Here is a 21,928-nt window from a genome sequence, read left to right as displayed (position 1 = left end):
CACCGGCGCGGATCTCGATCCCGCACAAAAACAGTACCCTGCGCGCCTTGGCCAAACGCACGGCGATGTATTCCTACCAAGTGCTGCGCGCGGGCGTTCCAATCGAGAACTACCAATCCAAGTCGCGCGCCTACAGCATCATCGGCGAGGCCTCGCGCCTGGCCGCGCCCATCGCCCTCGACAAGAGCGGTGGCGCAATTGACCCCGACCTCACCGAATACCGCATCCGCATTCCCTACGACCCGCTGATCACCCCGGACAACGCGATCGAACTGAAATGGTTCGGCACCCGGTCCGACCTGACCACCTACGATCCGGAACTGGACTGGTATTTCCCGACTGAAGACGAGGCCAATGACCGCAACGGTTTCATCATCACTATCGAGGGCAAACATGGCAAAACCCTGGAGGGCGGCACGCTGGATCTGTCGTACAACCTGCTGACCGATGAAGACGGCACCATCACCCGCCGCGCTTCCCTGCACGCGGCGCTGTTGAACGTTGGTGAGCCGCAACGCGAACTGGTCAAACCCATCGTGCTGGGTGAAAAAGATGGCGTGCTCGAACCCAAAGACCTGCCCGGTGGCACCAGCAAACTCACCGCCCCACGGCCGGTGGCTGTTCCGAGCGAGGCCAACGATATCGTCACTTATTTCTGGATCGTAGAAGGCAATGAGCCTGTTACCGACTTTAAAAACCTCAACGCACTGTCCAAGGACAAGGACGTCGATTTCCCGCTGAACGCGGCGTTTGTGGCGCAGCACATCGAGCCTGATCGCGGGAAAAAAGTGCAGGTGCACTACGAAATCTTCCGGGCGGCCAGCAACACCACCAGTTATCCCAGCAATCCGCTGTATTCGAATGTGCGTAACTTGACCGTGACCGAAGCCACCGCCCCGACACTGACCTCCGTGAAGGGCTCGGTGAGCGATGCCGAAATCCCTAATGCAGGTTTCACGGTAGAAACCGCAGTAAAACTGTCAGGCGTCGCCGCCAGAGGTCAGCAAATCGAAGTGTTCGACGGTGCAACTTCAAAAGGCAATGCGACTGCCGATCCCGCAACAGGCAAATGGGAGCGGCTGGTTTCAGGCCTGAGTGTGGCTGCGCACAGCTTTAAGGCCAAGGCCTTGTATGGCACGGGGGCGGAGTCGGCGGTCAGGACACTGACCGTGGGTCCCGAACTTGTAGTGGACGTCACCCCGATCCAATTATCTTGGCAAACACTATCGATCGTAGGTACAGGACTGCCTTGGAGACCGACCGGCGCAATACCTCCTCACTCCCTGACGTCCAGAAATGCCACAGGCGGAACCCCCCCCATTACCTACACATCATCCAAGCCGGAAATCGCAACAGTAAATAGTAACGGAGACATCAGAGGACTAATCACAGGTACTGCCACGATCACGATTCGGGATTCAGTTGGTCAAACCAAGGTGATCGAGGTCACGGTCGCGCACCAGAAACGCAGACTCCTTTGGAATAGAACGCAGATGACCCATGCACAGGCCTTCGCATGGGCACAAACAAATCCAGGATATGCCCCTTTTTTTCGCTCATCAGACGTAATAGGCGATTACACCGGATATCAAGATATTCATAAAATATATTGGGGGTACGCGCCTAATCCCGCCGGATGCGGTGGTTCTACGACACATCAAAATCAAGGATATCTTTTGGATGGATCGACATGGACCGGGTGCGTTCACTCGTCAACCTTGGGCACTTGCATGATAACCATCCCGGACTGACAGCCATGGCTGAACGGAGCCAGATTCCGTTTCCCGCTTTTCAAATCAAAAAGATAGCAGGCTTCGGCTGGATTCTCTCAGGAAGCAAAAGAAAGGGACGAAGAAAGGGGACACTACAAAGGGGACAGATTTATTTAACCAATGATTTGAACAGCGGGGCTTGATCGAGGTTTATTCTGCTGACCCGGATGGCCCTTTCGCGAGCAAGCTCGCTCCCACAGGGAAACGCATTCCAAATGTGGGAGCGAGCTTGCTCGCGAAGGGGCCAGTGAAGTCAGCGCAAATCGCCTTTTAAACTCAGGCGTTTAAAGGACACCTTCAGACACGCCTTTCAGGCTACAAATTCTTGCGCCATTGCCTACAGCTACGCCAGAATCCGCCGGCTTGTGCACCTTGGGCTCGGGTTCTATTGTGGATCGGTCGCTGACGAATCAGCGATCGGGTTTAGCGACCCGGACCATCTCAGTGCATCAGCGTTCGTGGCTTCGTTGTGGGACTCTTCGCCCGCAATTACGTTATGGCGGCTGTATGCGGGAGACCTTTGGGTCTACCGGGGTGCCTGTGACCGGTTCGCTAACCTGCGTACAGCTGCCACCTTCACCTGTTTAGCGACAGGGAAAGAGTGGCTCCATAACCTCAGGAGCTTCACCATGATCAAACCAACGCCAAACCCGCCCGAAACCGACCTCACCTCCCCCTACGAATCCCTCGATTCAAAAAAACTCCACGAAGCCGCCGACCGCGCCCTCGATCACTACCTCTGCCCACCCGGCTCCACCCCACCGCCACGCAAAACCCGCCGGATGTACGCCGTCACCACCGACTTCAAAAACGAGGAACTGCTGGCCGATGCCAGCGAAACACTCGCCTCAGCCCGAACCATCGCCCATGACTTCGCCCACCTCATCCCCGCTTCACAGCGCAGGACGCTGTTGGGGATTGCGCAATTGATCATGCTCGGCGAGCTGGCGGTGAATCGAGTGATGGATAATCTGGAGTTGCCGCAGTAGCGCGCCCCTCGGTGATCGTCCCCACGCTCTGCGTGGAAACGCAGCCCGGGACGCTCTGCGTCCCATCCAGAGCCGAACGCGGAGCGTCCGTTGAGGCATTCCCACGCAGAGCGTGGGAACGATCAGAAAGAAACCGCTGCTCCGTTGAATCGGGGCGGCGGTTTTTGCGCTTCAGCGCCTTTGCGATCGATTGCTCAATATCGGGGGATTTTAGGGACAGGGGACGGATTTATTTATCTTTGTAGGAAAACACAGCCGGCTTTGTAGGCAGTAAATATGAAAAATGCATAGGTGGAATACGCCTACAGCGGCGGTCGAGATTACCGGACAACAGAGGGAAACGTCTGGCAGATTTAAAGGGTGCGCCTGCAGATACTGGGCTCCGTTATCCCATGGAACCCCAAGGGCTCATGGGGAGCATCGTCAGCCAGTGACGACAATGGGCCATTCCCCCTTAAACTGCCGAGATTGATCACGGAGATCACTATGAGCATATTACTTTCCCCGTTTTACTCTGACTTCGAATCCGAAGAAGGGGCCGAGAGCTACGATCGCTGGTTTCGTGCAGAAGTACAGGATGCACTCGATGATCCTAGTCCTGGTATTCCCCATGATGAGGCTATGGCGATGCTCGACCAGATGCTGGAAGAGATGCGCAGGAAGCGTCGCTCTGCTGCTTGAATGGAGCAGCAAGTCCTCGCGTCAACTGGCTGACATCTTCAAGTACATCGAGCAACACAACACCAACGCTTCAATTTCGCTAAGACACAAGGTTGGTGCGGCAGCACAACGGCTTTCATCAATACCTTACGGTTACCGACCTGGCCGAGTGCCTGGTACTCGTGAGATGGTGATTCATCCGAACTATCTGCTGGTCTATCGAGTGAACAGGCGCATCAAAATACTGACCTTAGTCCACACTCGACAACAATACCCACTACCTCATCGACATAAAAAAAAGGGCGACCAACCGGCCGCCCAAAAGTACTACACGAGAGTCTTTTACAACGTCAGTTGCCCACGTTCCTCCTCGGTCAACTGCTGTTTCGCCTGTTCATCCAGCGCCCCGGCGCCCAACACCTGCACCGGGCTGTTCGGGTTGTAACCCGCTGCCGGTGCACGGCTGGCACCATCACGCGATGGCGCGAGTTGTTCGTTGCCGAAGCTCAGCACCTGCACGGTGAACACCGACGCCTGATTCTGCCGCGCTGCAGCCTGCTGCTGACGGGCGACGTCCTCTGCTGCTTGCGTCGCCGACGACGCAGCGGAACTGGCTGAAGTAATCGCCCCGGTATTCACCGCCGACACCACCGGCACACCCGTTGCCTTGCCCTGCACCGAAATGTTGGCAGCGTTGACCACCGTCAGCGCGGCGATGTTGACGTTGCCCGACACACGAATCCCCGCCTCGCCGGCATCGATGGTGCCCAGTGGCGCGATCAGGTCGATGTCGCCCGGTGCCACTTCGGCAATCGGGTTGAGCGTGGCGATACCCGCGCCGGTGCTTGGCACCGATGGCGACAGTGTGACGTTGCCCCAAGTGTCGTAAACCCGTTTCGGCGGGGTGTAGACCACGGTGGTTTTCGAGCCGCGACCGGCGTTGATATCGCCCTCGGCAGACCAGCCGAGAATCGAGCCGCCGAAGGTGGTCATGATCCGGCTCTGACCGAGCAGAATGCTGCCCTGCGAATAGAGCTGAATGTTGCCCGAGCCCTGAGTGATGATCCCTGCGGTGGACGGTGGCGCCGCGCCTTCGATGCCAAACACCTGACCGCCCCCCGGCGTGAGCATCTGGATGTCACCGCCGAACAGAGTCTTGACCCCTGCCCCGCCGTACATCGTGATATCGCCATCGTAACGAATCGGATTGCCCGCCACATCGGTGCTCGGGAACAGCGCCGCAATGGCGTTGCGACCGCGCAGGTAACTGCCTTTGCGCGGGCCGTCGACATCGTTATATTCCAGGCCACCGGCACGCAGTTCGGCGAAGTACACCTGCCGCGCGAAGATCGCCTGTTCGGCGCTCGGCAGCGCGGCGTAGAACGCTTGCGCCTGTTCGGCGTTGCCGCTGAAGCCGTAACCGAGGGTCAGCCAGCTCTGCAGCTCGTCGAGGTAAGTCTTGACCACTTTGCCCGGTTGCGCGCTGAGGGAGGCATCCGCACTGGCGACGTTCAGCGGGTTCAAGTAGCGCGCGATGAACCGTGAATAATCCGGCCCCTGCGCGCCGACGCCAGCCTGCAAGACCACGCTCGCGCCTGGTCGCTGATCACCTGGCAACAACGAGCCAAGGCTAGTGATGCTGGCCCGGTCCTCCATGAGGATGTTGCGCCCGGCATTGACCTCGAGGGTGCCGGGGCCGGCGATATCGAAGCTGCTGTAGAGAATGTCGCGACCTGCTGACACCCGCGATACATCTCGCGGATCGTTATGAACGAACAGGTTGCCGGTCGAGGTGATGCTCTCCCGACCCACGCCCATCTCATCGGGCTGTACGGTCGTCGGTTGGCCCAGGTTGGTCCCGGACGCCACGATGTCACGTCCGGCAATCATCCAGACGGAGCCCGCTGCTTCGTACCAGGTGCGTTTCGACGTAGCGAAATTCAACGTTTCGCCACTGCGTATCCCCACCAGGTCGCCGGTCAAGGCATAGAACCGTGCCGGCCCCTGTACATCACTCAAACCGGAATAGCTGTCGGCACCATAAGCGAATAATGGATAACGCAAATTGCCGTCCGGTTTAACGCCGTCACTGCCGTAGTTGCTGTTGAGTGGCGTGTTCGGGTTATTACTGGCAAAGGCGAGGAATGACGGCCTGAACGGCGTGGCGATGGCCAGCGGGCTTGCACCTGACTGATTGATCGCGTAGCCGCCGGCGTAGATGGAGTCGCCAGCCAACAGTTCGAGTTGTCCGGATGTCGAAGGGGCCAATAACAGTGAATAAGCGGTTGTCCGCGACAAGTCGCGCTCGCTGTACGCCGCCGATGGACCGGCGTAAATCGACCCCTGGGCAGCCACAGCCCGAAGAATCGACGGGTACACAAAACGTCCATCGGTGGGCGACGAATTGGCGCCGCTCACAGGGGCGAGACTCGAATCGGCCTCGGCCAATTGAGTGCTGGGAGTGAGATTGCCTCCGGCGGAAAACAGATCGATTGCAGTGTGATCGGTCCATAGCGAGAAGCCGCTCAGGATACCGCCAGTACGGATATTGCCGTTGTTGTCGAGAAGTGGCGTGGCATTGAACAGGCCCACACGACCGGGATCGCCCGCGCCGCCCAGCACCAGGTCACCACGGGTGCTGAGGCTCATGCCCGAGTCGCCGGGAATCAGCACCAGGCCACCGGAGGCGTTACTGGTGGTCGAGCTGAATGGATCCAGCGGGCGGGTTTCGCGGACATCATGCGACCGGGAAAAGGCACCGTATTGCAGGTTGATGCCGCCCAGTGCCCCTCCTGTCAATTGCGCCGCGCCACGCAAATTGATCAGTGCACCTTGCAGGTCATGTCTGGGTTGCCCGGTCCCGTTGTCTCCGGCCCGCGCCTGCAGCGAAGGGTTGAGTGCACCACCAATGCGAATGTCCATGTCGCCGCCGCCGGTCATCTGCACGCTGCCATCGTTGGCGACACGTCCGGTGCTGCCTACGGCAACGATAAGTCCTTGGCTGCGCGGATAATTACCCGCATCGCCCAACGGCCTGAGCATGCCGGCGTCGCCACCGGCACGCAGACTGATGTTACCGCCGCCCAGGGTGCCGAATCCGGTAAAGCCCATCAGATACGGTTCGGTATTACCGTCAGGTGTCAGCAACTGCGTGGCGTAGCTGCCGAAGTTGATCCACCAGGCCGTGGGCACATCCGGGTTGCCCGTGCCTTGGCGCCACAGCCAGCTGCCCACTGACGCACTGGCGATCTGCTCGCGGAAACCACCATTCAACGATTGCGTTTTCGCACCGACGGAATCTCCGGAAATCGACCCACCGGCATTGATGTTCAAATTGCCGCCCAATTGCGGATACCAGGCCTGATAGAGGCTGGCGCTACCGCCGTCGACCCATTTTTCATAAGCGGAACCGGCCGTGCCCAACACCGAATTGTTATCCGAAAGATGCCCTCGCGGCTGGTTATAGAGCGGATCGATATCCGCTGACTGTGTGCCGGCGGTATACACGCCGAACGGTGAATCCATGCTCAGATTGCCTGCAGCGATGAGGTCGAGATCACCCGCGCCGGTGCGTAAAACACTGAACATCTGCGTATGGGCTTTGGCCGTTTTCCCGGGATTGTTGCCGATACACAGTTCCGGCTGTAGATCACAAATGAATTGAGCTTCTTCGGGAACCGGCTCGTAGTCCGGCCCCGCTCCACTGCCTGGCGCCCAGACCCAACGGGCCATGGGTACACACAAGTCGGCAATCTGCTGGCAATACTCGAGCATGTCATCAGGCACTGGCTCGTAGGGGGTAAAGAAGGGGTTATCGGGTGCCCAGACAAGCTTCCCCGCCGCGGTCGTGATGTTGACGCCGTAATGACTGTCCGCCAAGCGCAGATGACCTTCAGGGGTCAGCGGTTTAACCGCACGGCTGTCGGCAGCATCCAGATCTGCACCGGCCACCACGCGCATCGACCACGAAGCGCTGCCCGACGGTAGCATGCTGGCCACCGCCCAGTTCTTGCCTTGTTGTGTGCCGTTGAACGGACGCAATTCGATCAGCGAAGTGCCTTCGGCGAGCTTCACATCGGTCATCGACGGAATCAGCGAACCGCGCAGCAAGGCCAGCTCGCCCTTTAATTTCACGCCGGAGAAGGTAATCAGATCCGCGTTGTAAACGCTTGGCAACGGCACACCCTTGGGCCAGTTCATCGCCTGCAGGGCAGTAGCCTTGTTCAATCGAATGCCGGCACCCAGGCGTGTTGCGGCAGGCAGCGTCACGCTGTCGCTGAGCAGCGTACCGGCAGCGTACAGCAGGTTACCGTTCTGGTCGTGAATCGCCCCCGCCAGCACAGTGCCCGCGCTGAAAGTGTACGCCTCACCCAGCACCGCCTGCGTCGGCAACAACGTGCCACTGGCCAAAACCGCGCCCTGGATAGTCACGTCGTAATTGAGGGTGGCGCCTATCGGGAATTGCGTGCCTTCGGCCAGCGAAACTCCGCTACCCGGCACGATCAGGTCGCCACCAAACGGCTGCACACCGGCAATCAGTTTCCAGCCGGCGTCATCCTGGGTTTCCGGTGGCGGTGCGAAGCCATCGTTGATGCTGCCGTAGATGTCGAGATTGCCACCGGCGCGAATGATCAGACTGCCGGCCTCCCCTGACCCGTAGATCGACGGATTCAGGCGCGTGTGTGGATTCAGGCTGGCGTAACGGTAACCGGACAAATCCAGATCACCCTCCACCACCAGGTCACCGTCAGCCGTCTTGCTGGCGATTTCCACGCCCGGGCGCAGGTGGAACGCGTCGGCGTAGGTGGCGTTATTCAGCCCGGCGAGTTTGCGTTGCAGCAGATCACTGTTATTGAGCGCTGCATTGATGAAGGTGTCGCTATCAGCGTGAATGCGATCGAGCATGGCCTGATCGATGACTTGATACGGTCGGCCAGTGACCGCCTGATCGGTTCCATCGCGAGCATCGGTATAGCGGCGCACGCCATTGAGGCCGATGGACCGCGCGCCCTGAATGGTCATTGCACCACTGGCGTCGATGGCGATGTCATTGCTGCCCAGACGCGGCGCGTTCAGCTCCAGCGTGCCACGCAGCATTCCATCGTTTTGCCCCGCCAGATAGCCGGGCACTGCGTCAGTACCGTGACGCAGATCGATCCGCGCGCCCGAGGCCAGCGTAAGCACGCCATCGCCGGCGTTGAGTTCGACCGTGGCCCGGTTCGGCGCATCGATGATCTTGCCGTAGCTGTCGACACGCAACACGCGACCATGGGCATCGAGCACACTGTTACCGGCCAGGGTCAGCGCGTTTTTCGCCGCCAGGCGAATACTGCCGACGCGCTCGCCACTGGCGTCGATCAGACCCGCCACGGTCAGGCTGCCGTTGTCCACCGAGACATTGACCTCGCTGGCCTTAAGGCCATCGCCGATCAGCAGATTGCCCTGTTTGAGTTGCAGGCTGCGGCTGCCAAACACTTGCCCGGCGTTCAGGCGCTGATTGAGCGCCGCAAACTGTTCTGAGGCGTCACCGCCGAGGCGCTGCGCGCGAATGTCCACGCCGCCGGCCTTGTACGGCACCAATGTGCCGCCGGCGTCGTAGTAACCGCTGCTGCCGCCGAGGATTTCACCCTGCAGATCAACGATTCCGGCCGCCTCGGCCAGAGCGATGGCACTGAGGTTGCCGGCCTGATTGTTCTTCGCCGACAGATCAATCCGCGAGCTCGCCGCCTGGCGAATATTGCCGTTGGCGCTGTACAGCGACACATCGCCGCCCCAGCTGTATTTTTTCACGTCGTTGAACGGCAAGGTACGCCCGGCCAGATCCAGCACCGCGCCGCTGGCGAGATTCAGATCCTCTTCAGACTTCACCGTCAGTTTGCCGCTGGCCAAAGCGATGCGGCTGTCGAGCACGATATTGCGTGCCTCAAGATTGAGTTCTGCGCCCAACGCCTCCGCGACCCCGGAAGCACCACCACCGCTGAGCGTCAGATTGTTGCCAGCCTTGAGCAGGTTGACCGACGCGGCTTCACCGGTGAGCAACGGCGTACGCAGATTCAGGTTACCGCCGCTGTAGCTATAGCCCGTGAGCGGGTCGTAAGCGCCCTGCTGCTGATACACCGCGAGGCTGCCCTTGTGGTTGGCGGTGATGCGGTCGCTGGCCGTCAGGTTGACGTTGGCAAAACCCAGCGCCAGACGATTGTTCTGATCCAGGCCGCTCGCTTGCGGCATCGGGCCGTAACCCAGCTCGATGCGTTGTGCCTGAATGTCCAGAGTGCCGCTGCCCGTACCGGCGCCAGCGGTGATCACGCCGCCAGGACTTTGCGTGGCGCCATTCCAGATCAAATTGGCGGTGCGGATGCTCGCCACATCACTGGCATCGCCCCAGCCATAAATCGCCGGGGTGGCCAGCAGCAGATTCTGCAGTTTGCTTTGGCCGGTCTGCGGATCGAGGGTGTCGAGGCTCACGCTGCCGTAGAAATTGAAAGCATCGCGCGTGGTCAGGCTCAGGGTTTCCAGCGCCGGTGCGCCGTACTGCGTATCGCCACGCAGCAGTCGATTGAGCACGTTCTGGTTCAGCATCAACCCTGCCGGTACGCGACTGCCTGCCGCTGCCAGCGCCTCGGCACTGCCGGCGTTGACCGAGCCGACCGAAAGCGCCAACTGACGTGTGCCGAAGCGCACCGCTTCGTCGAGTTCGAATTGATTGTCTGTGGCGACCGTCAGACTGCCATTCGAATAAAGGATGGCCGGGTTGTTGCACACAGCCGTTGTGCAGACACCGATGCGTATGCTGCCGCCGCCGGAAATGCCGCTGGCCGCTTTCGGCGCCAGAACGTGGGTCCAACCGTTGGAAGCGAGCAACAGGCTGGATTGGTCAGGCTGATAGAAAAAGCCCGCCGTTGAGTCGTAGGCCACATCGCCCCGTCCCAGTGTATTGATCCCCGCCCCGGCCTCGACCGTGATGCCGCCAAGGGTCGACGTGGTGCGCAAGAGCACTTCCGGCGCGGAAAGGATCGCCCCTTCACGTAAAACAATGTCGGTGCTGGTGCCAACGAAACCGATGATGTTGGCCGAGTTGTTGTACTGGACCTTCGGCATCGCACCGATGCTCAGGCGTCCGGCATTGAGATTGTTGAGCGTGTCGGCGTAGACCGACACGCCATTGAAGTCAGGGGTTGGCGTATGCCCTGCGCCGAGGATTTCAAAATTCGCGCCAGCATTGCCCCCGCGCAGTACAGCGGTGCCGATCGAGCCCCCCTCGGCGGCCTTGAACAACGCCTGCCCGTTGAACAGCAAAGCAATGTCTTGTTCGCCACCGGTGTTCAGACGCAAGTCCAGCGTCTTGCCATCCATGGGTGCCAACGCACGCGGCACGCCCCGTCGTGCGGCATCGCTGTAAATGAATTGGGTCAGGCTGGTTTCGTTGTATTGCGAGTAGCGGCGCAACACATCGGCAGACGTCACAATCACCTGACTGGCGAGGCTGTCATGCAAACCGGTATTGGCAATCGACATCTGCCCGCTGCTGGTCCAGGAACCGTTGCGCAGTTGCAGCGCACGCGTCGTCCCGCTCGGCGTCGCCTGACCATTGACTTCCACTCGGAATGCCCCCGGCAACAGGGCAAAGCTGGAGGGCAACAAGGTGTAGGTGCCGGCTGCCAGACCGGGCACGCCCGCGCCAAGGGTGATCTGCTGGCCGACACGCGGATCCACTGCAGAGGCCCCTGCCACCACCGGTGCATAGACGCTCTGATTGCCCGGCACGATGGCGTAGACCGGATTGCTTGCAAGCCCTGGCAAGCTGAAGGTGCCGTCAGCGGCGTTGCGTACAAGCGGATTGAGACGGGCATCGGTGGAGCCGCCACGCCCGGAAACGAAACCGGCGCCGCGAAGATCACCGCCACCGGACAGATCGAGGGTCGCACCACTCTGTACATCGATGTATTGCGAGTTGACGACCACGCCATTGGTTTCGCCGGTGATGCCATTCAAGACGACCGACTTGTCGTTGTAGCGATAGTCGATGCCGTCGGTGGTGCCACCGTAAGGCATGACCAGCCCGGCGGCGCTGACCGACGTCACGCTGCCCGGCAACAGGCGCACCTCATGTGTGGTGGTCAGGACATCGTCACCCACGGTGATCAGGCCCAACGGTGCGCGGATGACCCCGCCCTGCTCGATGGTGCCCGCGGTCAGGTTCAAACTGCCGAATACCGAGTAAGGCACCGCCGCAGGTGCCGCGCCGCGACCGCTGATCCGCAGGGTGTGTTCGTTCGCCCGATCAGCGCCCTGATAGCCGGCGCGCACTTCGGCCTGGACGCCCGTGGCCGGGTAGATTTGCGCCGCACCGAGATTCAAGTCACCCGGGGTCCACAGGCGGGTTTTTTCGGCACGGTCATTGGGCGCGAGGAAACGCAGGTCACCGCTGCTGTCGAGCGACACCAGGCCGAATGCCCGGCGGCTGTATGCAACGGCAGGTCCTTGCTGTTGCAAGATCGCACCCTGGGTGCCGAACGACAGCCCGTTGCCCACATCCAGCAGGTTCGCCGAGGCATTGAACGAGGCCTGCGACAGTCGGTTCGTGGGATTGAGGGTCACCCGTGGCCGCGTCATGGTGGGGGCTTCAAAGTAAGTACCGACACCGGACAGGCGCAGGTACGGCGCGCGCAAATCGATACGTGCCGCATCACTGGAATTTTCTGCCAGCGAGAGCGCCCCGGCATACAGATTGAGGCTCTGGTTCATGTGCAAATTGACGTCACCGTCAAACGACAGCAAGCCGTTGCTCAGCAGGCTCAGGTTGTCGAAACCGCCGGCCATCAATCCATCGGCACTCAGGCGCGTCTGGCCGTAGCGCAAACTGTCGGCGCCCTCGTCCGGCCGCAGAGTGGCGGACAACCGCGCGTCCCCTGGGCCTTGGCCGATAATGATTTCCCTTGGAGCACGCACCGCATTGCTTGCCGAGTCCATGTACAACGGGGCCTCAAGCGCCAACTCCAGACGCCCACCGGCAGCGCCGACACCTCCGGCCGCCGCACGCAAGCTGCCCTCCACGAACAAGCCGTTGTAGGAACTCAGGCTGATGCGCCCGCCGTCCGTTGCGACGCGGGTCGGCCCCTGACCGGCGATATCGACAACAGCTTCGGTGCCGGACGCATCGAGTCGAGCGCCCTGGCGCACGATGACATAGGCATCGGCCGCTGTGGCCGTCGCCAGTTTCGTGTCTATTTCGCCGCCGATGATGATGCTGCCGCCCTTGCCGACCTGACCGTACGTGCGCCCCAGAACATCAATGGCTGTATTGGCGCGTCCGGCGACATCCAGTACGGCCTGCTCGCCGATCCAGATCGAACGGTTGTGCGCATTCGAATCCGCCACTTGATTGGAGGTGCCCGGGTTGATCGCGCCCAACTGCTGCTGACGAATATCAATCGTCCCGCCCCAGGCATTCAGTTCACCTTCCACCGTGATCTGCCCGGCACCACGCAGTTTGATGCTCTGCCCCGGATCAACGCTGATGCGCGAACCGCGACCCAGCGTCAACGCGCTGTTGGCGGCATCGATCAAACCGATCAGACTGGCGCCGCCCTGCAACGTCAGGCTGGCGCCGCCGCGTTGGGTAAGCAGGCCCTTGGTCGGGTTTTCCTGGAACAACGTTGGCGTCCACAACTCCAACGCCGTTTGCGGGTCGACACCACTGACCTGATTCGGCGCGGCATCAGCGAAACGGTACACCGGCATGTTCACATCAATCGCCGTACCGTCGGCAACGTCCAGGCCGCTCAAGCCGATGAGGTTGTAGGCGGAAAAGCCCTTGCTGAACAGATCGGCAGACAGCTGCAGGGTGTTGTCGGCCAGCACCTTGTCGGTCTGACCGACGAGTATTTTGTTGGCCTGTACCGTCAGCGTGCCGCCGCCCGTGACACCGTAGCCACGCAAATCGCCCGCAAGGTTGAGGTGCGTTTTACCGGGCGCCGAAATCGCACTGGATTCCAGCGTCAAATCGCCCCCCTTGCCACCGCGGGTCTTGCCGTTGGCCAATACGGCACCGCCGGAAGACACATCGAGCAAGCTGCCCGCACCCATATCGATATCGCCACTGCTGCGGATCGACAGCAGACCGCCATTCAAGTAAGCGAGACTCGCACCGTCGTCCGGGTTGGTGCGCAGGTTGCTCCACACGCCACGGGTATCGAGTCGCACACCGTCGGCCACTTTTACCTGCGTGGCCTTATCGACCTTCGCCGTAAGCCGAGTGTCAGCGGTATCGCTGCTGAGGAACTGATTGAGCACGTTGCCCAGGCGCACGCTACCGCCACGCGCGGTCAGGTCTGCGTCGATCTGCACGTCCGGGGAATACAGGGTGATGTCGCCGCCGCTATCGACCGTCAGCGCGCCGTCGACGACGACCTGATCCTTGGCCGCGACCTTGAGCGCACCGAGCCGGAAGCCATTGAGTTGATCGTTATCGAGATACAACGTGCCCTTGCGCGCATCGGACACCGCACCGGCCAGGTCCAGATCACTGCCAGCAAGTGGACGTTCGCCGCCAATCTGCACTTGGTCGAGCGTCGGATTGAGCGAGTACAACAAGCCGCTCGCAGCAGCAACATAGGTCGGGTCATAACTGCCGACGATCAACTGCGCCCGCCGCGCCAGTGCGGTCTGACTCTGTTCGTAGCCATCGAGTACCGGTTTGGCCGCCTGATTTTGCCGTTCGCCCTGATACACCTCGCCAATCATCTGCCCGTCGAGTACGGCGTTGGCCGTGGCGATCACCAGTTGCCCGGCGTCGCGGCCGACGGTGTAACCCGACTCGAAGCGTGAGCGTGGCGCGATCAGCGGATTGTAGAAGTAGTTCGTCTGGCCCCAGCGTTCGCTGTTGTCCTCATAGCCTTTGTACAGCCCGCTGTAGAGCAGATCCCCCGGCGCGCGCGACACTTCATACAACTTGCCATCTGCGCCGCGCAGCCAGCTCTGGCGAATCTCGCCACTCTGCACATCCAGGGTGCCGCCGGACAGGTTGATCAGCGACCCCTTTTCGGTGACCACGTCGTTGCCGGTAAAACTCACCGTGCCACCCTGGGCCATCCACTCGCCAACGCTGTGGCCTTGCGTACCGAGATAACCGCCGACTTCGAGCAAACCGCCCGCCGTGTACCAGCGATCGGTGGCATAACCGTTGGTGCCTGCCGGCACATAAACCAGCTCGCGTACATCGACCCAGATGTCATTGCTGTTGAGCGCGCCTTTCTCGCGATTCACCGAAGCATCGCGCTGCTCGTTGCCTTGCACGTTGATCTTGATGTTGTTGTTTTCCATCGCCACTTTGACGCCGAGGGCACCGGACACATCGATCATCGCGCCGTCACGCACCAGGCTGCGGCGTTGTGCACTGACCGCGACCTGGCCGCCAGTGGCCAGGGTGATCGAACCGCTCTGGAACTCGACCGTACCACCGCTCTGCAGCTCGATGCGTGACTGGTCGCCACGGATCCGGTTGTTCGCGCTGACATTGCTCAGGCTCGCGTCGCGCTGGCTGTCGAGGGCGCTGAGATCACTGCTGTCGAGCATGATGGCCGTGGCGCTGCCCTGCCCCAGCGTGACGCTGCCATTGTTATCGGTGCTCGGATTGGTCAGGTGAATCGTGCCGCGCGTGGCCACTGACGTACTCGCGAGCAACACACCGTTCTGCACCACATCATGACCGGTCAGGGTGATGTCGCCGGTGGCAGACTGGATCATGCCGTTGTTGGTGACGTTACCCGTCACCGCGCCGGCCTTGAAGCCCGGGATGACTTCGTTGCCGAAGGTGGTGGACAGCGCATTACCCTCGGTGCCCGAACCTTTGCGAATGTAGAAACGATCACCAGCGGCCAGCACGGTTTGGCCTTTGGCGGTACTGATGCTGCCGTCGTTTTGCACTTCGCTGCCGAGCAGCAAAGCATAGCCACCGGCAGCGGTAGACGAGGCCGGCTGGCGGGTTGCGATGGAAGCGCCGCGCTCCACCAACACCTTGCCAGCGGCATCGGTGAAGGTCGGCTGCGTGCCGGTGCTGTCGAAGTACAACCCACGATCGCGGAACTGGATATCGGAGATATTCGCCGCCGCCGCCACCAGGTTGCGTACGTTGACCTGACTGCTGCCGCTGAAGACGATGCCGTTGCGGTTGACCAGCATCACCGTGCTGTCACCCTTGATCTGCCCCTGAATCTGGCTGGCCCGCGCATTTGGATCGTTGACCCGATTGAGCACTGCCCAGTTCGACTGCTGGGCGAATTCGACCGTGGTGTTGCGCCCGACGTTAAAGGTTTCCCAATTGAGGATTGCCTTGTCGGCGGTTTGCTCGATCTTCACGGTGGTCTTGCCGTCGGCCTGGGTCTGTTGCGGGCCTTTGGCGTTCTGCCAACCCTGGGCCAGGCTGTTATCGACTTTCAAACCGCCCTCGCCCAGCCCGTCGGGCACAACCTGCACCGTGCCCAGCGCAGCGGCGCGTCCGGCCGCCTGCGCCGCTTGTTGTGCGGCAATCGCGGCAACGGTGTTGTTCAGGGTCTGGATCGAACGCTGCAGTTGCGCATTGGCCTTTTGCTGCTGGGCCAATGGCGGCGTCATCCCTGGCAACCCACCCACGCTCGGCCGTGCTGCTGCCGCCTGCTGCGCGGCGCCCTTGGCGGCAAACCAGCTGGAACTGAACGCTGTCTGCGCCTGAGCGCTGCCCGCCACCAGGCACAACGCCACGGCCTGCGCCAACGGTTTTAGCAGCCACAGCGCCGGCTCCACGGCTTCACGCTGGAAGGGCTGAACGCTGGTACGACGGGATGGGCGAGCGAGCATCACTACGAGATCCTTTTTTGATTGCCACACATGGCCGCAGGCAAGCAAGAACCTGCTGTTACGTCATAGGCGGTTGGCGAGGGGCACGACCGAACGGATGTCACACAAACTTCATGTTGGGGGAGTATTCGCGGACCAAGAGCGCCGGGCGCTCAAAAGAAAGGCAGCCCGCAAAGGGCTGCCCAAAATCAAAAGTGCATGTATTCAAAGCGGACGGCCGATGCCATTGCAGACGTAAGGGTTGTTTATGTCGAGGTTGTTGCCAGTGGTGTTGGTGAGGAAGTTGGCGGTTACCGCGCTTTTCCAGTTCGTGGGCAGCGGGCCAAAACCGTGCGCCACACCGGCGGCGATGTTGCCGGGCACACTGTAATGCTTGGTCAAGAAGGCACGAACATCGCTCGCTACACTCGCATCCTTGTAGCACTGGCCGAAGATCAAGTTGGTATAGCCCGCCAGTTTGTAACCCGCCACCGGATTAGGCACCACCGGTGCCCATTGCGCAGGGTTGTAAGGCGTGGTCGGCAACGCTACTGATGACAGCGCGAGGGAGACATTGGCCAACGTCGGCAACACCCCGTTAACCCGGGCGATCACAGCATTGTTCGTCAAGGTGAGGCCATCGGGGCCGGAATAACCGACGGAACCGTCAACCGCGTTCACCGCCATGACAACATCAAAGTTGCTGGCCACACCCACCCAATTCGAAGGCAGAGCCGAACCGGATGGCAGGCGAGCATTGGTGAAGTTCGTACTGATGATGAACTGACTCGGGCAGACCGAATTCAGGTGACGGGCCAGAATTTCCGTCGTACCACTGGAAATGTTGCGATAAACAACACGGATCGGTGTGGTATCAGTGCTGCCCAATAAAGCGCCCCATGTGGTTTTGTTGCCCGCGAACACATCGCACAACTGGGCACTGGTCAGGTTCAGTGCCGTCTGACCGGCTTTTTTGTAGGGAATGGCAACCGAAGTGGCCACCGAAGGCACCTGGATCAGCGGGCCGAACAAAACACCGAAGCTGTTGTTGTAGGTGCTGAGTTCCGCAGCGCTGAGGATCGAATCGCTCGCGGCGAAGTGCACCGTGCCAGTGGTGTTGAAGCCGGCGGCATTGTTGGTCAGGAACGCCGTCTTGCCGGCGCCGCTACCGACGGATGCATAGCTGAAGTTGGCGGGCAGAATACTGTTGGCCGAACCTGTGTACAGCGCCGCAGGCAATGTCGAACCGCCCCCGGTCACGGCCATCGCATGAGCCGAGGTCAGCGCGACAGCAGCCGACATCAAAACCCTTTCAATACGTTTGAACATGCTCAATCTCCTTATCGAACGCCCCCGCAAACGGGAGCCAAAAAAAATGGCAGCCCCGAAGGGCCGCCATCTACACATCAGACTGAACCAACCGACTTACAAAGGACGACCGATAGCGTTGCAGACGCTGGCGTTGTTGATGTCCAGGTTGTTGCCCGAAGAGTTGGTGATGAAGTTGGCAGTCACAGCGTTTTTCCAGGCGTTAGGCACAGCGACGAATTTGTGAGCCTGAGTCGCTGTGTTGTTGCCAGGGATGCTGTAGTGAGTGGTCAGGAAAGCTTTGACATCGGCGGCCACGGCTGCGTCCTTGTAGCACTGGCCGAAGATGAAGTTGGTGTAGGCGGCCAGTTTGTAACCCGAAGCCGGGTTAGCCACCACTGGCGACCAGTTGGCAGGGTTGGCAGCCTGGGCAGGAGTCGAAGGAGCCGACACCGACGACAGTGCCAGAGTTACGTTCAGCGAAGTTGGCTGTACGCCGTTGACGCGAGCAACAACAGCGTTGCTGGTAGCGTCAACACCATCCGGACCGACATAACCGATCGAGCCGTCAACCGCGTTCACGGTAGTGGCGACGTCGGAAGTGTTGGCGACGCCAACCCAGTTCGACGGCAGTGCCGAACCGGCTGGCAGACGAGCGTTGGTGAAGGTGGTGCTGGTGGCGAACTGGGTCGGGCAGACCGAGTTCAAGTGACGGCTGAGGATTTCCGAAGTGCCGCTGGAAACGTTGCGATAAACCACGCGGATCGGGGTGGTATCAGCAGTGCCGAGCAGAGCGCCCCAAGTGGTTTTAGCGCCGGAGAAGGCATCGCACAGCTGAGCGCTGGTCAGGTTCAGAGCGGTCTGACCGGCCTTTTTGTACGGAATGGCAACCGAAGTGGCTACCGAAGGCAGCTGGATCAACGGACCGAACGAAGCACCGTAAGTGGTGGTGTAGGTGTTGAGTTCCGCAGCGCTGAGGATCGAGTCGCTACCCGCGAAGTGCACAGTGCCGGTGGTGCTGAAGCCGGCCGGGTTGTTGGTCAGGAAAGCGGTTTTGCCACCGCCGCTACCGATGGCGGCGTAGGAGAAGTTGGCTGGCAGGATGCTGTCGGCAGAACCTTTGTACAGAGCGGCAGGCAGAGTTGCACCACCACCGGTAACAGCCATGGCTTGAGCGGAAGCCAGAGCGGCGACGGTCAGGGAAGCTGCGATCAGAGTGCGCTTGAACATGAAGAATCTCCTTTTCAACTAGGTTTGGGAACACAGGTTTTCGGGTGACTTGCATGACACTGGGAGGACTCACCGGGGCCCTCGCTAGCGTTGGCCTTGGTTAAGTCGCACTGAGAAATTCGCAGTTTCCGGTGACAGATAAAGGAAAAAACCTCGGGAGGTGCGCGGTGTTTCTGAAGGGATTTTCTCGGGTGTTTGCGGGGGCTGGCGAAGGGTCTGGATCAGGGGTTTGGCGGAATCGGGCTGGAGGCGTTGGCGGGTGGTTGCAGATGACAGAAAGGAGAACCCGAGGATGGGGGAAACATGGCTCGGGTGATGGAGAATCTTTTGCAAAAACTTTGAATTATCTATTGGCCTGACTGGCCTCTTCGCGAGCAGGCTCGCTCCCACAGGGACTAAGTTTGTTAATGCAATTGACTTCACAACACAGAACACTGTGGGAGCGAGCCTGCTCGCGAATGGGCCAGTCCAGCCACCACCAAGACATCAGACACACCACTACTGGACTAGCTGATTGATCTCAATGATCGGCAACAACACCGCCATCACAATCACCAGCACCACCCCGCCCATCACCACAATCATCAGCGGCTCCAGCAGCGCGGTCATGCCCATTGCCCGCCGCTCGATATCACGCGACAAGGTCTGCGCCGCACGCTCAAGCATCGGTGGCAACGACCCGGTTTTTTCGCCACTGGCGATCAAATGAATCAGCACCGGTGGAAACACGTTCTCCACCCGCAACGCTGCCGCCAGGTTCACGCCCTCGCGCACCTTGGCCGTGGCCTCAGTGACGCTCAAACTCAAGCGATCATTGGACAAGGTCTGCCGCGCCGCCTCCAGTGCGCGCAACAACGGCACCCCGGCGCCGCCGAGAATTGCCAACGTCGAGGCGAAACGCGCGGTGTTCAGACCGAGGATGAAGCGCCCGAACAGCGGCAATTTCAGCACCCGATGATGCCAACTCAAGCGTGCCGCCGGATTGCGCAGATACAGGCGCCAACTCCAGAACGCGCCTGCGATGATCGCCGCACACAACCAGCCCCACTCCCTTATGAAATCACTGGCGTTGAGCATCGCCAAGGTCAACCCCGGCAAATCCTGCCGCGCCTGAGAAAACGCGCTGACCACCTGCGGCACCACATAACTGAGCAGGAAAATCACGATACCGATCGACACCAGACCAACCACACCCGGATAAATAAACGCGGTGAGGATCTTGCCGCGCAGGTTGTTGCGTTCTTCGATGTAATCCGCCAGCCGTTCCATCACCTGCGCCAGATCACCAGACTCTTCCCCCGCCGCAATCAACGCGCGATAGATCTCGGGAAAATCCCGTGGCCGCGCCGCCAGCGATTCCGCCAGACGCATGCCACTGCGCACATCGGCACGCACCGCGCTGAGGGTGTGCGCGACGTGCTTTTTCTCGGCCTGTTCGACTGTGGCACTCAGCGCCGCCTCCAACGGCAGGCTGGCGCCGAGCAGACTCGCCAGTTGCCGTGTGGCCCAGGCCAGATCGTTGTCCGAGAGTTTGGCGCTGAACAACCCGCCGCCGTGCTGGGCAACGTTGCTTTCCTTATGCACTGACAACGCGGTCAAACCGCGCCCGCGTAACGTTGTGAACGCGGCAGCCTGGCTGTCCGCCTCAAGGTGCCCGGACTCGATCTTGCCGGTCGCGTCGGCGGCTTCAAAACGATAGCGATTCATCAGGCGTCCCGTGTCACGCGTAAGATTTCTTCTGGCGCGGTGGCGCCGCTGCGGATCCAGCGTTCACCGTCCTCACGCAGGCTGAACATCCCGGCTTTGGCAGCGGATGCGCGCAAGGCCTGCTCCCCTGCCCCTTGGTGAATCAGGGTGCGGATGTCGTCGTCGATGCAGAACAATTCGTGGATGCCGGTGCGGCCGCTGTAACCGGTTTGATTGCACGCCGGGCAGCCGACCGGGCGCCAGGTGCCCGGTGCCGTTGGGTCTTCCTGTTTGCACTGATTGCACAGGCGTCGCACCAAGCGTTGCGCGAGCACGCCGAGCATCGACGAGGCCAGCAGGAATGGCTCAACGCCCATGTCGATCAAGCGGTTGACCGCCGACACCGCGTCGTTGGTGTGCAAAGTCGCCAGCACCAGGTGACCGGTCAGCGAGGCTTGCACGGCGATTTGCGCGGTCTCCAGATCGCGGATTTCGCCGATCATGATGATGTCAGGGTCTTGCCGCAAAATCGCACGCAGCGCCAAGGCAAAGGTCATGTCGATCTTGGCGTTGACCTGAATCTGACTGATCCCCGGCAGGTCATATTCCACCGGGTCTTCCACGGTGAGGATATTGCTGGTACTCGCGTCGAGCCGGGCCAGTGCGGCGTAGAGGCTGGTGGTTTTGCCGCTGCCGGTTGGCCCGGTGACCAAAACGATGCCGTGGGGCTGGCGAATCAGGTGATCGAGTTTGGCCAACACCTGCGCGTCCATGCCGAGGGTTTCCAGATGCAGACGCCCGGCCTGTTTATCGAGCAGACGCATCACCACCCTTTCACCATGCCCGGTCGGCACTGTGGAAACACGAATGTCGATCGGCCGCCCGGCCACCCGTAAAGCGATGCGACCGTCCTGCGGCAGGCGTTTTTCGGCGATGTCGAGCTGCGCCATGATCTTGATCCGCGACACCAGCGCGCCATGTAAAGCCTTGCGCGGCGAGACCACATCGCGCAGGGTGCCGTCGACCCGGTAACGCACCACGGAATGGGTTTCGAACGGTTCGATGTGAATGTCGCTGGCCTCATCGCGTGCCGCTTGGGTGAGCAAGGCGTTGATCATGCGGATGACCGGCGCGCCGTCCTGGGTGTCGAGCAGGTCGGTGATTTCCGGCATGTCCTGCATCAGTCGGTCGAGATCGACTTCGTTTTCTGCTGCACCGACCACCGCCGCCGCGCTGCCGGTGTCGGCGTACGCGCTGGCGAGCAAGCCATCGAGTTCGTCATCGCGCACCCGCTGAATCGTGGTCGCGCCGAACTGCCGCCGCGCTTCACTGATCGACCAGCCCGGCGTCGACGGACACACCGTCAACACGCCATCGCACAACAGAATGCGCTGCGCCTTGGCCCAGGCGTAAGGCAGCGAACTCATCTCATGCCCTCCCCAATCCCTGTAGGAGCTGCCGAAGGCTGCG

The 21,928-nt window shown here is 60.7% G+C and carries 9 protein-coding genes; 4 read left to right on the top strand and 5 right to left on the bottom strand.

The genetic code is table 11. The features are described from left to right. From F8N44_RS25410 to F8N44_RS32330, 4 genes are all read left to right on the top strand, one after another. Positions 1-1,751 (top strand): Ig-like domain-containing protein (locus F8N44_RS25410; RefSeq protein ID WP_412071552.1); only part of this gene is annotated, 1,751 nt, incomplete at its 5' end. Between the two features lie 650 nt (positions 1,752-2,401). Beyond that, entirely contained in the window at positions 2,402-2,761 is a 360-nt protein-coding gene (locus F8N44_RS25405; RefSeq protein WP_150652227.1) for a DUF6124 family protein, read from the top strand. 486 nt (positions 2,762-3,247) lie between these two features. Next, a complete protein-coding gene (locus F8N44_RS25400) occupies positions 3,248-3,442 on the top strand; it encodes a stability determinant (RefSeq protein ID WP_150652226.1) in 195 nt (64 codons plus the stop codon). Next, a complete protein-coding gene (locus tag F8N44_RS32330) occupies positions 3,348-3,866 on the top strand; it encodes a type II toxin-antitoxin system RelE/ParE family toxin (RefSeq protein WP_412071551.1) in 519 nt (172 codons plus the stop codon). The genes F8N44_RS25400 and F8N44_RS32330 overlap by 95 nt, the downstream gene beginning before the upstream one ends. On the opposite strand, the gene F8N44_RS25390 is transcribed toward F8N44_RS32330, so the two are convergent. From F8N44_RS25390 to gspE, 5 genes are all read right to left on the bottom strand, one after another. Further along, positions 3,764-16,255: a filamentous haemagglutinin family protein gene (locus F8N44_RS25390; protein WP_150652225.1), complete on the bottom strand. Its 12,492-nt coding sequence runs from the start codon at positions 16,253-16,255 to the stop codon at positions 3,764-3,766. The two genes, F8N44_RS32330 and F8N44_RS25390, sit on opposite strands and share 103 nt — an antisense overlap. A gap of 204 nt (positions 16,256-16,459) precedes the next feature. After that, positions 16,460-17,563, bottom strand: a complete 1,104-nt coding sequence (locus tag F8N44_RS25385; RefSeq protein ID WP_150652224.1) for a substrate-binding domain-containing protein — start codon at positions 17,561-17,563, stop codon at positions 16,460-16,462. Between the two features lie 96 nt (positions 17,564-17,659). Beyond that, positions 17,660-18,772, bottom strand: coding sequence for a substrate-binding domain-containing protein (locus F8N44_RS25380; RefSeq protein WP_150652223.1), 1,113 nt, complete (start codon positions 18,770-18,772; stop codon positions 17,660-17,662). Between the two features lie 498 nt (positions 18,773-19,270). Next, positions 19,271-20,479: a type II secretion system inner membrane protein GspF gene (gene gspF / locus F8N44_RS25375; protein WP_150652222.1), complete on the bottom strand. Its 1,209-nt coding sequence runs from the start codon at positions 20,477-20,479 to the stop codon at positions 19,271-19,273. Beyond that, on the bottom strand, positions 20,479-21,885 hold the full coding sequence (gene gspE / locus F8N44_RS25370; protein ID WP_150652221.1) for a type II secretion system ATPase GspE: 1,407 nt from the start codon (positions 21,883-21,885) through the stop codon (positions 20,479-20,481). Before gspE ends, gspF begins: the two co-directional genes overlap by 1 nt. Between the last annotated feature and the right edge of the window lie 43 nt (positions 21,886-21,928).

Origin of the sequence: Pseudomonas fluorescens (assembly GCF_902497745.1) — a bacterium.
GTDB classification, from domain to species: domain Bacteria; phylum Pseudomonadota; class Gammaproteobacteria; order Pseudomonadales; family Pseudomonadaceae; genus Aquipseudomonas; species Aquipseudomonas fluorescens_BM.
The sequence above is the reverse complement of the archived record's forward strand: the minus strand, read 5'-3'. Positions and strand labels throughout refer to the sequence as shown.